Source organism: Pseudooceanicola spongiae (assembly GCF_014899185.1).
GTDB classification, from domain to species: domain Bacteria; phylum Pseudomonadota; class Alphaproteobacteria; order Rhodobacterales; family Rhodobacteraceae; genus Pseudooceanicola; species Pseudooceanicola spongiae.
Window position 1 is genome coordinate 3,722,229 of sequence record NZ_CP045201.1, and the last position, 12,592, is coordinate 3,734,820.

Genomic DNA, 12,592 nt, shown 5'->3' on the forward strand with positions numbered 1-12,592 from the left:
CGCGCGCGCTTGCCCTGGCGCTTTTTCGGCGCGACGCTGACGATACTCGCCCAGCTATGATGCTGGCGCGGGTTTTTTCCCGTGCGTCCCATCTCTCGAAATCCCCCATTTCCGAAAATCCACGAAATTCCAAGGGAGAGGACTGCCATGTCTTCCGAAGCCAAAACCCTCTATGACAAAATCTGGGACGCCCATGTCGTGCAAGAAGCCGACGATGGCACCTGCCTGCTCTACATCGACCGGCACCTCGTCCACGAAGTGACCAGCCCGCAAGCCTTTGAAGGCCTGCGCATGACCGGTCGCAAGGTCCACGCGCCCGAGCGGACCATCGCCGTGCCCGACCACAACGTGCCGACAACGCTCGACCGGGCCTCCGGCATCATCGAGAACGAAGACTCGCGCATCCAGCTGAACGCGCTGGACGTGAACGCCCGTGAGTTCGGCGTCCATTACTACCCGGTGAACGACGTCCGTCAGGGCATCGTGCACATCGTCGGCCCCGAACAGGGCTGGACGCTTCCGGGCATGACCGTGGTTTGTGGCGACAGCCACACCGCCACGCACGGCGCATTCGGCAGCCTCGCCCATGGCATCGGCACTTCTGAGGTCGAACACGTTCTGGCCACCCAGACGCTGATCCAGAAGAAGTCCAAGAACATGAAGGTCGAGATCACCGGCCAGCTGCGCCCCGGTGTCACTGCCAAGGACATCACCCTGTCCGTCATCGGCAAGACCGGCACCGCCGGCGGCACCGGCTATGTCATCGAGTATTGCGGCGAAGCCATCCGCGCGCTGTCGATGGAAGGCCGTATGACCGTCTGCAACATGGCGATTGAAGGCGGCGCGCGCGCTGGTCTGATCGCCCCGGACGAGACCACCTTCGCCTATGTCAACGGCCGCCCGCATGCCCCCAAAGGCGCGCAATGGGAGGCCGCTTTGACCTGGTGGAGAACATTGTTCTCCGATGACGATGCTCATTGGGATAAAGTTGTCACCATCAAGGGCGAAGATATCGCTCCGGTTGTGACATGGGGCACCTCGCCCGAAGACGTTCTGGCCATCACCGATGTCGTTCCTGCCCCCGAAAGCTTTACCGGTGGCAAGATCGAAGCGGCCAAGCGCGCGCTGGAATACATGGGCCTGACCGCCGGTCAGAAGCTCTCCGATATCACCATCGACACCGTCTTCATCGGGTCCTGCACCAATGGCCGGATCGAGGACCTGCGCGCAGCCGCCGCGATCCTCAAGGGCAAGAAGATCAAGGACGGCATGCGTGCCATGGTCGTGCCGGGCTCTGGCCTGGTGCGGGCGCAGGCAGAAGAGGAAGGCCTGGCCGACATCTTCATCGAGGCCGGGTTCGAGTGGCGCCTTGCGGGCTGTTCGATGTGCCTTGCGATGAACCCCGACCAGCTTGCGCCGGGCGAACGCTGCGCTGCCACCTCCAACCGCAACTTCGAGGGGCGTCAGGGCAAGGGCGGTCGCACGCACCTGATGTCGCCCGCGATGGCCGCAGCGGCCGCTGTCACCGGCAAGCTGACCGACGTGCGGGACATGATGTAGGCTGACAGCCCAACTGCGACAGACAAGAGGAAGACAAAGATGCGTGTTTCCACCATTCTGATGATCATCGGGGCGTTGCTCTCGCTCGGCGGCATACTGGCGCTGGCGAATCCCTTTGCGGCCTCGATGACGGTCACGACAATCGTCGGGGTCTTCTTCGTCTTCAGCGGTGTTGTTCAGGCCTGGATCCTGTTTCGGGCTGGTGGCGTTTCGGGCCGGTTCTTCAACGGCTTCGTGGCGCTGCTCAGCATCGTCGCCGGGGTCTGGATGCTGGCCAATCCGCTGGCGGGCACGGTGTCGCTGACGCTGATCCTCGGCGTCGTTTTCCTGATCATGGGCCTCGTGCGGCTTCTGATGGCGGTGCAGCTGGGCCAGACCCGGCTGCGCTGGATCATGATGCTGTCGGGCATCGCCTCGGTCGGGATCGGCCTGCTTGTGCTGTTCAACATCGCCGCGGCGGCCAGCACTCTGCTGGGCATCTTTCTGGGCATTCAGCTGCTGGCCGAAGGCATTGGCCTGTTGGCCTTCACCTGGGCCATGCGGCGCAAGGGTCACTGACCGCTTTTGCGCTGGCGGACCCTCCTCCGCCCGCGCCTTCACCAAATATCAACTTCACCCACACCGGAGACTGACAGCATATCGGCCAGGCAACGGGTCACAGGGGGCAGGGCCCTCTGCAACGACCGCCTGACACACTGATCGGATACGTGATGCGATACCGACAGCTGACCGACGTGCCATCCGGACAGGAGACGACAGATGGAAAAGTTCGAAAAACTCTCGGGGATCGCCGCGCCGATGGCGTTGGTCAACATCGACACCGACATGATCATCCCCAAGCAGTTCCTCAAGACGATCAAGCGTTCGGGCCTCGGCGTGAACCTGTTCGACGAGATGCGCTATAACGACGACGGCAGCGAAAAGCCCGACTTCGTGCTGAACAAACCCGCCTACCGCGACGCGCAGGTGCTTGTGGCTGGCGACAATTTCGGCTGCGGCTCCTCGCGTGAGCATGCGCCTTGGGCGCTGGCGGATTTCGGCATCAAGGTGGTGATCTCGACCAGCTTTGCCGACATCTTCTTCAACAACTGCTTCAAGAACGGCATGTTGCCGATCGTGATGCCGCAAGAGGTCGTCGACGTTCTGATGAGCGACGCCGAAAAGGGCGCCAACGCCCGCATGGAAATCGACCTTGAAAAGCAGACGGTGACCACCTCGGATGGCGAAGTCTTCAACTTCGAGGTCGACAGTTTCCGCAAGCATTGCCTGCTGGAAGGGCTCGACGATATTGGCCTGACGCTGGAAAAAGCCGCCGCCATCGACACGTTCGAGGCCAGCGCCGCCCAGTCCCGTCCCTGGGTCTGAGACGACGCGCCCCGCGATCTGAACGCGTGATCTGAAAAGGCCCCCTCAGCGGGGCCTTTTTGGCTTTTGGGGCCCTGCGGCGGGGGCCAAGGTTCCTGATTAACGCTTTCTTAGCCACCCCTCTGCAATCAACGCGGGGCAGGGGGGGACATGGCGATGATCTGGCGCATATCACGGGGCGTGGCTCTGGCGTGGATGCTGATGACAGGCCTGTGGCTGCCGCAGAGCCTCGCGGCAGAGAGCCTTCGCATAGCCTACTACGACACCGAGCTTGGCCGCGACGGCCCAGGCCTCTTGCTGCGTGATATCCTGGACGGCGATGATCCTCAGGTCGTGGCGGTGACGGCGGTTCTCGATGCGGCGGCGGCCGATATCCTTGTCCTCGCCGGCCTCGACTACGACCTTGAGGGCCTTGCGCTGGTGGCTCTGAACGCGACGCTCGCCGCGCCCTATCCGCATCTTTTCGCGCCCCGTCCCAATACCGGCATGGCGACCGGCCTCGATCTCGACGGCAACGGCCGGCGGGGCGATGCCCGCGATGCCCAAGGCTACGGGCGTTTCAACGGCGCGGGCGGCATGGCCCTGCTGTCGCGCTATCCGCTCAGCGGTGCTGTGCAGGACTTCTCCGCACAGCTCTGGAAGGACCAGCCAGAGACGCTGATGCGCCCCGAGGACCCCGGCTTCGAGATCCAGCGCCTGTCCTCGACCGGCCACTGGATCGTGCCGCTCGACCTCGGCGCTCAGGGGCTGTCGCTGGCGATGTTTCACGCCACCACCCCGGTGTTCGACGGGCCAGAAGATCGCAACGGCCGCCGCAACCACGATGAAATCGCCTTTTGGACAAGGGCGCTCAGCCAGCCTGACGGCCTCGCCGCGCCCTTCGTCCTGACCGGCGGCGCCAACCTTGACCCCGACCGGGGTGCGGGGCGGCGGCAGGCGATCCGCGACCTGCTGTCCCACCCAGCCCTGCAGGACCCCCTGTCGCAGGGCCCCGAAACCGTCGACTGGCCACCGCCCGACGGCCCCGGGCCGATGCGCGTCGACTACCTGCTGCCCTCGGCCACGCTCCGTGTGCAGGGCAGCGGCGTCCTCTGGCCCGATCAGCCGCCCCTGTCGGACGCGGTTGTCGCCGCCAGTCGCCACCGGCTGGTCTGGATCGACATCGCCATGCCCCCCTGACCTCCTTCAATTCTTGAACTTTGCCCCGGCTCGGTTTACCCGAGGTCGCAAAGCTTTCAGGAAGGACAGCCACAGATGAGCAACCCCTCGCTTCTTATCCTCCCCGGTGACGGGATCGGTCCCGAAGTCATGGCCGAAGTGCGCAAGATCATCACCTGGTTCGGTGACAAGCGCGGCATCACCTTCGACGTCAGCGAAGACCTCGTCGGTGGCTGCGCCTATGATGCCCACGGTGTCCCGCTCACGGACGAGACTATGGCCAAGGCTCAGGAAGTCGACGCTGTTCTGCTCGGTGCCGTTGGTGGCCCGAAGTACGACTCGCTTGATTTCTCGGTGAAGCCCGAGCGTGGCCTGCTGCGCCTGCGCAAGGAAATGGACCTGTTTTCCAACCTGCGCCCGGCCCAGTGCTTTGACGCGCTCGCCGATTTCTCCTCGCTGAAGAAGAACGTCGTCGCCGGCCTCGACATCATGATCATCCGTGAGCTGACCAGCGGCGTCTACTTTGGCGAGCCGCGCGGCATCATCCGCGAAGGCAATGAGCGCGTCGGCATCAACACGCAGCGCTACACCGAATCCGAGATCGCCCGCGTCGCCCGTTCCGCCTTCGAGATGGCGCGCAAACGCTCCAACAAGGTCTGCTCGATGGAGAAGGCCAACGTCATGGAATCCGGTATCCTGTGGCGCGAAGTCGTTCAGGAAATCCACGACGCCGAATACCCTGATGTTGAGCTCAGCCATATGTATGCCGATGCTGGCGCCATGCAGCTGACCCGCTGGCCCAAACAGTTCGACGTCATCGTCACCGACAACCTGTTCGGCGACCTGCTGTCCGACCTCGCGGCTATGCTGACCGGCTCGCTCGGGATGCTCCCCTCCGCCTCGCTCGGCGCACCGATGGCCAATGGCCGTCCGAAAGCGCTGTACGAGCCGGTGCACGGCTCCGCTCCCGACATCGCGGGTCAGGAAAAGGCCAACCCCTGCGCCTGTATCCTCAGCTTTGCCATGGCGCTGCGCTACAGCTTCGACCTCGGCGACGAGGCGACCCGCCTTGAAGCCGCCGTTGAAAAAGTGCTGGCCGATGGTGTGCGCACCGCAGATCTGCTGAACGAAGAGGGTGTGACCCCCGCGACGACCAGCCAGATGGGCGACGCCGTGGTCGCGGCGCTCGACGCCAGCCTCTGAGGCATCATCTCTCCGGGCTCGCGGCAAAACTCCGCGGGCCCGACACAACTACCCCTTGCCATTCTGCGCCGCAGCGCCAGTGTTAAGCGAACCCAACACTGGAGACGCATGTAACATGGTCGGAAATACCCGGGGAATCCTCTTCGCGCTGCTCGCTTACGCGGTTTATTCGAGTCACGACGTGGTCGTGAAGCTGCTCGGCTCCGATTATTCCTCTTTTCAGATCGTGTTTTTCTCGGTCCTGTTCGGGTTTCCCCTGACCAGCGTCATGCTGATGCGCGATGCCAAGGCCGGCACGCTGATCCCGACTCACCCCTGGTGGATGCTGGCGCGCACCCTGTTCACCGTGACGGCCAACAGCGCGGCCTTCTACGCCTTCCATGTGCTGCCGCTGGCGGATGCCTATTCGATCTTCTTTGCCACGCCTCTGCTGATCACCGTGATCTCGATCCCGCTGTTGGGCGAAAAGGTGCGTCTGCACCGCTGGATGGCTGTGCTGGTCGGCCTGATCGGGGTGGGCATCGTGCTGAACCCCGGCGGGTCCGAGCTGAATGTCGGTCACCTTGCCGCGCTGGTGGCCGCCAGCTGTGGCGCCTTCTCCTCGGTGATCGTGCGCAAGATCGGCCGGGACGAGCGGAACGTGGTCATGCTGCTCTATCCGATGATGGCGAATTTCTTTCTGATGGGGCTGGTGATGATCCTGCTGCCGTCCAACTATAACCCCGTCGCCGGTCTGCACATGATGGGCTTTGCCACGATTGCCGGGTTGTCGATCATCGGGATGCTCTGCGTCATTGCCGCCTATACGGCGGGCGAGGCCGCGATTGTCGCGCCGATGCAGTATTCCCAGATCATCTGGGCGACCCTCTTTGGCTATCTGCTGTTTGATGAGCTGCCCGGAATGAACGTGATTGCAGGGGCCGGTCTGATCATTGCCTCGGGTCTCTACATCGTTCTGCGCGAATCCAGAGCCGGGCGCAGCTCTCAGCAACCGGTGCTGCGGACCCGCAATCGCGTGGGCACACCTTCGGCAATGCGCATCGGGCCGCTCATGCGTCTGCGCAAGTCATCCTGATGGGCGCGGTTTCTCTCTTGCCAAAGCGCGCCAATCTATGTACCCCGCCACCCACGGTCGGGCTGTAGCGCAGCCTGGTAGCGCACCTGCTTCGGGAGCAGGGGGTCGGAGGTTCGAATCCTCTCAGCCCGACCAATTACGAAACGATGCTGGGCCCTGCGGGGCCCTTTGTCGTTTCTGGCGATCCTCTGATCTCTGTCCGCCCTTTCGAGAGGCCGGAGCTGCCCGCAAGACCCCCGAAAATCGCACCGCCCGGATACCGACGGAATACCGACGCGATACCGACAGCCGAATTCGCGTGGTTCTGGCCCCTCACAGAGCGGCCCGGGCCCTGCGCTCCCCCTCACACGCGCCGAGTCTTCCCGACTCGTCGCAAGGGGGAGGGGGGTCTGTGGATAAGTCTGTGAGTAACCGCGAGTCCGCATGCTTTGCCCGGTTCGAGGTCTGGCTTCCGCCCTGTATTATGCGGGCCGAAGCTGTGTTGCGCCGATGTAAGTCCTTGAAACAAATAGGTTCCATAGAAAATAACATTTCTCACCAAAAAGGGGTTGCGGGTAAAAGTTGGAAACCTTAGAACCCCCTTCACCGGCGGCGCTGAGGTGCTTGTCGGGACGCGGGATTGGATAGGCGGACTGAAGTGGCGATGCTGCTGAGGGATGTCTGGATCATCAGGCGGGTAAGAAATTCAGAGGTAAGGATGGGCGGCGCGCCGATAGTTAGGGCGCACTGGTTGTTTTTGTCTCTACGCTCTTTGAAATTGCGAGTATCTGAAGAGATATGTGGGCGGTTTGGATCATTTCGATGATCAACGCTGCATATCGCGCTCTTAGGCTTTCGGGCCGATGATAGAGTGACAGCTTCACTGTTTGGACGGCTTTCGGTACCTTTGGTACCAAAGCACAACAAACAGAGACGACCCGGACTAGCCTCCGGGTCAACAGATGTGCAGAGGTTCGAACGTCAGGGATAGCAACGTAAGTTGCTTTCAACTTGAGAGTTTGATCCTGGCTCAGAACGAACGCTGGCGGCAGGCCTAACACATGCAAGTCGAGCGCTCTCTTCGGAGGGAGCGGCGGACGGGTGAGTAACGCGTGGGAACGTACCCTTCTCTACGGAATAGCCTCGGGAAACTGAGAGTAATACCGTATACGCCCTTCGGGGAAAGATTTATCGGAGAAGGATCGGCCCGCGTTAGATTAGATAGTTGGTGGGGTAATGGCCTACCAAGTCTACGATCTATAGCTGGTTTTAGAGGATGATCAGCCACACTGGGACTGAGACACGGCCCAGACTCCTACGGGAGGCAGCAGTGGGGAATCTTAGACAATGGGCGCAAGCCTGATCTAGCCATGCCGCGTGAGTGATGAAGGCCTTAGGGTCGTAAAGCTCTTTCGCCAGAGATGATAATGACAGTATCTGGTAAAGAAACCCCGGCTAACTCCGTGCCAGCAGCCGCGGTAATACGGAGGGGGTTAGCGTTGTTCGGAATTACTGGGCGTAAAGCGCGCGTAGGCGGACTAGTCAGTCAGAGGTGAAATCCCAGGGCTCAACCCTGGAACTGCCTTTGATACTGCTAGTCTTGAGTTCGAGAGAGGTGAGTGGAATTCCGAGTGTAGAGGTGAAATTCGTAGATATTCGGAGGAACACCAGTGGCGAAGGCGGCTCACTGGCTCGATACTGACGCTGAGGTGCGAAAGTGTGGGGAGCAAACAGGATTAGATACCCTGGTAGTCCACACCGTAAACGATGAATGCCAGTCGTCGGCAAGCATGCTTGTCGGTGACACACCTAACGGATTAAGCATTCCGCCTGGGGAGTACGGTCGCAAGATTAAAACTCAAAGGAATTGACGGGGCCCGCACAAGCGGTGGAGCATGTGGTTTAATTCGAAGCAACGCGCAGAACCTTACCAACCCTTGACATCCTTGGACCGCTGGAGAGATTCAGCTTTCTCGTAAGAGACCAAGTGACAGGTGCTGCATGGCTGTCGTCAGCTCGTGTCGTGAGATGTTCGGTTAAGTCCGGCAACGAGCGCAACCCACATCTTTAGTTGCCAGCAGTTCGGCTGGGCACTCTAAAGAAACTGCCCGTGATAAGCGGGAGGAAGGTGTGGATGACGTCAAGTCCTCATGGCCCTTACGGGTTGGGCTACACACGTGCTACAATGGCAGTGACAATGGGTTAATCCCAAAAAACTGTCTCAGTTCGGATTGGGGTCTGCAACTCGACCCCATGAAGTCGGAATCGCTAGTAATCGCGTAACAGCATGACGCGGTGAATACGTTCCCGGGCCTTGTACACACCGCCCGTCACATCATGGGAGTTGGGTTTACCCGAAGACGGTGCGCCAACCTTTCGAGGGGGCAGCTGGCCACGGTAGGCTCAGCGACTGGGATGAAGTCGTAACAAGGTAGCCGTAGGGGAACCTGCGGCTGGATCACCTCCTTTCTAAGGATGTTCCTAGCAACGCTGAATTCGTTCAGCGATCGTGGAACACTTAGCAGGTCTCTGTTTCGCAGAGACCACATCAAACGGTCCGAGCCGTCCTCATATCTCTTCAGACTATAGTGGTTCAGGTCATCGACCTGTGCTGGTCAGTTCTCAGCGAGAATTGCACCATCCAATTGGGTCGGTAGCTCAGGTGGTTAGAGCGCACGCCTGATAAGCGTGAGGTCGGAGGTTCAAGTCCTCCTCGACCCACCAATTCCTCCGGGAAGATATTGGGGCCTTAGCTCAGCTGGGAGAGCGCCTGATTTGCATTCAGGAGGTCAGGAGTTCGATCCTCCTAGGCTCCACCAAATCACTTCACGATGTGAAGTGATCAAAGGCGGCAGCATATTACGCAGTAATGTGCGACAGCCCCCATATCCGCCGCGCGGAACCACTTCAGATACTCAAAATAGAGCGTTCCAATCGTACCGTTAAGCAGCTGATCAGCTTCTTTACCGTCCGATTGGACGCGGATGCCTTCGGGCATCTGTTGCGCGCGGCCTGCAAAGGCTGCCGCAATTGACATCGTATAGAGAGATATCAATCAACGTTACTCGTTGGTCATAGTAATTGGCCTAACGCGTTGAGGTGCTGATCCTTCGGGATTTGCGAGCGATCCAACATTCCTAGCCGGTTTGTGGAGCGTCTGCCTCTTCGACAAGAAGTAACTGTTGTCCAAGTAAAATACACTAACCCGTGTGATTAACCATCACACAGTCTGGACGCATGTCCAGGCGGGAAGAAATGTATGACTTTTGATCCAGAACAGAGCATCAGCAGACGAACCAGCCTGCATATACAAATGATGCGCGACAGACTTGTCTGTCTTCTTCTGGATCAGATCAAGCGCGAGAAGGGCGTTTGGTGGATGCCTTGGCAGTAAGAGGCGATGAAGGACGTGATACTCTGCGATAAGTCATGGGGAGCTGAGAATAAGCTTTGATCCATGAATTTCCGAATGGGGCAACCCACCTGACAGTTACATATTGTTGCCGCAAGGCAATCAATATGAAGCTGAAACAGGTACTTATTACCTGAATACATAGGGTTTTAAGAGCAAACCCGGGGAACTGAAACATCTAAGTACCCGGAGGAAAGGACATCAATAGAGACTCCCCTAGTAGCGGCGAGCGAACGGGGACCAGCCGAGCCATGAGAGTGACCAGAACTGTTTGGAAAAGCAGACCATAGTGGGTGACAGTCCCGTATGGGTAGCTCAATTGGACGTATTAAGTAGGGCGGAACACGTGAAATTCTGTCTGAAGATCGGGGGACCACCCCCGAAGGCTAAGTACTCCTTACTGACCGATAGCGAACCAGTACCGTGAGGGAAAGGTGAAAAGCACCCCGACGAGGGGAGTGAAACAGTACCTGAAACCGAACGCCTACAATCAGTTGGAGGGCCCTTGCGGCCTGACAGCGTACCTTTTGTATAATGGGTCATCGACTTGGTCTCACAAGCAAGCTTAAGCCGTTAGGTGTAGGCGCAGCGAAAGCGAGTCTTAATAGGGCGAATGAGTTTGTGGGATCAGACCCGAAACCGAGTGATCTAGGCATGACCAGGATGAAGGTACGGTAACACGTACTGGAGGTCCGAACCCACACCTGTTGAAAAAGGTCGGGATGAGTTGTGCCTAGGGGTGAAAGGCCAATCAAACTCGGAGATAGCTGGTTCTCCGCGAAATCTATTTAGGTAGAGCGTCGTCCGAATACCCTCGGGGTAGAGCACTGGATGGGTAATGGGGTCCCACAGACTTACTGATCCTAACCAAACTCCGAATACCGAGGAGTACTAGACGGCAGACACACTGCGGATGCTAACGTCCGTAGTGAAGAGGGAAACAACCCTGACCTCCAGCTAAGGCCCCTAATTCATGGCTAAGTGGGAAAGCAGGTGGGACGACCAAAACAACCAGGAGGTTGGCTTAGAAGCAGCCATCCTTTAAAGATAGCGTAACAGCTCACTGGTCTAATTTAGTTGTCCTGCGGCGAAGATGTAACGGGGCTCAAGCCATGAGCCGAAGCTGAGGATGCACATAGTGCATGGTAGCGGAGCGTAGTGTGACATAGGTCCATGCGTCCTTGCCTTCTTTCGGGAAGGATTGGACGCAAGGAGCTTTCTGTGAAGCCGGGGCGTGAGCCATCCGGTGGAGAGATCACTAGTGAGAATGATGACATGAGTAGCGACAAAGGGAGTGAGAGACTCCCTCGCCGAAAGTCCAAGGGTTCCTGCTTAAAGCTAATCTGAGCAGGGTAAGCCGACCCCTAAGGCGAGGCCGAAAGGCGTAGTCGATGGGAATCAGGTTAATATTCCTGAGCCAGTAGGATGTGACGGATCTCGAAGGTTGTTCCTCCTTATCGGATTGGAGGGGCCGCTTAGAGGTTCCTGGAAATAGCCCTACATGAGATCGTACCCTAAACCGACACAGGTGGACTGGTAGAGAATACCAAGGCGCTTGAGAGAACGATGTTGAAGGAACTCGGCAAAATACCTCCGTAAGTTCGCGAGAAGGAGGCCCGGTATGTACGCAAGTGCGTGCCGGGGGCACAAACCAGGGGGTGGCGACTGTTTACTAAAAACACAGGGCTCTGCGAAGTCGTAAGACGACGTATAGGGTCTGACGCCTGCCCGGTGCCTGAAGGTTAAAAGGAGGGGTGCAAGCTCTGAATTGAAGCCCAGGTAAACGGCGGCCGTAACTATAACGGTCCTAAGGTAGCGAAATTCCTTGTCGGGTAAGTTCCGACCTGCACGAATGGCGTAACGACTTCCCCGCTGTCTCCAACATCGACTCAGCGAAATTGAATTGCCTGTCAAGATGCAGGCTTCCCGCGGTTAGACGGAAAGACCCCGTGCACCTTTACTACAGCTTCACACTGGCATTAGGCCGAACATGTGCAGGATAGGTGGTGGGCTTTGAAGCAGGGACGCTAGTCCCTGTGGAGCCTCCCTTGAGATACCACCCTTGTTCTGCTTGATGTCTAACCGCGCACCGTTATCCGGTGCCGGGACCCTGTGTGGCGGGTAGTTTGACTGGGGCGGTCGCCTCCTAAAGCGTAACGGAGGCGCGCGAAGGTTGGCTCAGAGCGGTCGGAAATCGCTCGTTGAGTGCAATGGCAGAAGCCAGCCTGACTGCGAGACTGACAAGTCGAGCAGAGACGAAAGTCGGCCATAGTGATCCGGTGGTCCCAAGTGGGAGGGCCATCGCTCAACGGATAAAAGGTACGCCGGGGATAACAGGCTGATACTGCCCAAGAGTCCATATCGACGGCAGTGTTTGGCACCTCGATGTCGGCTCATCTCATCCTGGGGCTGGAGCAGGTCCCAAGGGTACGGCTGTTCGCCGTTTAAAGAGGTACGTGAGCTGGGTTTAGAACGTCGTGAGACAGTTCGGTCCCTATCTGCCGTGGGTGTAGGATACTTGAGAAGAGTTGCCCCTAGTACGAGAGGACCGGGGTGAACGAACCACTGGTGGACCAGTTGTCGTGCCAACGGCAGTGCTGGGTAGCTATGTTCGGACAGGATAACCGCTGAAGGCATCTAAGCGGGAAGCCCCCTTCAAAACAAGGTATCCCTGAGGGCCGTGGTAGACCACCACGTCGATAGGCTGGAGATGTAAGTGCAGCAATGCATTCAGTTGACCAGTACTAATTGCCCGATAGGCTTGATTTGATCCAGTAGAAGTCAGACTTCTGCGATTAATCAAAAGCATACACAACATAACAGTGTATCAGTACAATACG

Annotated in this window: 6 protein-coding genes, 3 tRNA genes and 2 rRNA genes; all 11 read left to right on the forward strand. The window is 58.7% G+C overall.

Annotated features, from left to right (window positions below):
• The first annotated feature begins 147 nt into the window (after positions 1-147).
• Positions 148-1,560 (forward strand): 3-isopropylmalate dehydratase large subunit, encoded by a 1,413-nt coding sequence (gene leuC / locus F3W81_RS17500; RefSeq protein WP_193080609.1) that lies wholly within the window; start codon positions 148-150, stop codon positions 1,558-1,560.
• Between the two features lie 39 nt (positions 1,561-1,599).
• Entirely contained in the window at positions 1,600-2,118 is a 519-nt protein-coding gene (locus tag F3W81_RS17505) for an HdeD family acid-resistance protein (RefSeq protein WP_193080611.1), read from the forward strand.
• Positions 2,119-2,319: 201 nt separating this feature from the next.
• A complete protein-coding gene (gene leuD, locus F3W81_RS17510; protein WP_193080613.1) occupies positions 2,320-2,925 on the forward strand; it encodes a 3-isopropylmalate dehydratase small subunit in 606 nt (201 codons plus the stop codon).
• Positions 2,926-3,081: 156 nt separating this feature from the next.
• Entirely contained in the window at positions 3,082-4,104 is a 1,023-nt protein-coding gene (locus F3W81_RS17515) for an endonuclease/exonuclease/phosphatase family protein (RefSeq protein WP_193084003.1), read from the forward strand.
• Positions 4,105-4,179: 75 nt separating this feature from the next.
• Positions 4,180-5,286, forward strand: coding sequence for a 3-isopropylmalate dehydrogenase (gene leuB / locus F3W81_RS17520; RefSeq protein WP_193080615.1), 1,107 nt, complete (start codon positions 4,180-4,182; stop codon positions 5,284-5,286).
• A 115-nt stretch (positions 5,287-5,401) separates the two neighbouring features.
• A complete protein-coding gene (locus tag F3W81_RS17525) occupies positions 5,402-6,361 on the forward strand; it encodes a DMT family transporter (protein ID WP_193080617.1) in 960 nt (319 codons plus the stop codon).
• Positions 6,362-6,419: 58 nt separating this feature from the next.
• Positions 6,420-6,496 (forward strand) — tRNA-Pro (locus F3W81_RS17530).
• A gap of 851 nt (positions 6,497-7,347) precedes the next feature.
• A 16S ribosomal RNA gene (locus F3W81_RS17535) occupies positions 7,348-8,809 on the forward strand.
• Between the two features lie 178 nt (positions 8,810-8,987).
• Positions 8,988-9,064: transfer RNA gene (locus F3W81_RS17540), tRNA-Ile, on the forward strand.
• A gap of 19 nt (positions 9,065-9,083) precedes the next feature.
• A tRNA-Ala gene (locus F3W81_RS17545) sits at positions 9,084-9,159 on the forward strand.
• 532 nt (positions 9,160-9,691) lie between these two features.
• Positions 9,692-12,521: ribosomal RNA gene (locus tag F3W81_RS17550) — 23S ribosomal RNA — on the forward strand.
• The 16S and 23S rRNA genes sit together here with 2 tRNA genes alongside, the layout of an rRNA operon.
• Positions 12,522-12,592 lie beyond the last annotated feature (71 nt).